The 735-nt window shown below is 69.3% G+C and carries 1 protein-coding gene; it reads right to left on the bottom strand.

From position 1 onward, the window contains the following. Window positions 1-735: acyltransferase domain-containing protein (locus AC5P1B_RS35760; RefSeq protein WP_493892208.1), on the bottom strand; the 735-nt coding region annotated here is incomplete at both ends.

Genomic DNA, 735 nt, shown 5'->3' on the forward strand with positions numbered 1-735 from the left:
GGTGTCGAGGGTGTCGTGGATGGTGTGGGTGAGGATGGGGTGGGGGCTGGTTTCGATGAAGGTGTGGTGGCCTTCGGTGTTGAGGGTGTGGAGGGTGTGGTGGAAGCGGACGGGTTGGCGGAGGTTGTCGTACCAGTAGGTGGCGTCCATGTCGGGCCCGGTGATCCATTGCCCGGTGACCGTGGAGAGCAGGGGGATGGTGGGGGTGGTGGGGGTGAGGTGGGTGAGGCTGTCGCGGATCTGGGTTTCGACCGCTTCGACGTGCGGGCTGTGGGAGGCGTAGTCGACGGGGATGCGACGGGCCCGGATGTCCCGCCGACCACAGTCGGTCAGGAGTTCGTCGACGGCTTCGGGGTCGCCGGAGATGACCACCGTGCGGGGGCCGTTGATGGCGGCGATCGACAGTCGTCCGGGCCAGTTGGTGAGGTGTTCCTCGGCCTGCTCCGCGGGCAGGGTCAGGGAGGCCATCGCGCCGTTCCCCGCCAACCGGGCCAGGGCCTGGCTGCGGAGGGCGACCACGGTGGCGGCGTCGGTGAGGGTGAGGGCTCCGGCGATGTGGGCGGCGGCGATCTCGCCTTGGCTGTGGCCGATGACGGCGTCGGGCTGGATACCGCAGGCCTGCCACATCCGCGCCAGACCCACCATCACCGCGAACAACACCGGCTGGACGACATCGACACGCTCCAGGGCCGGGGCGTTGTCCGTCTGCCGCAGTACCTCTCCCAGCGACCAGTC

Source organism: Streptomyces sp. A01 (genome assembly GCF_059026195.1).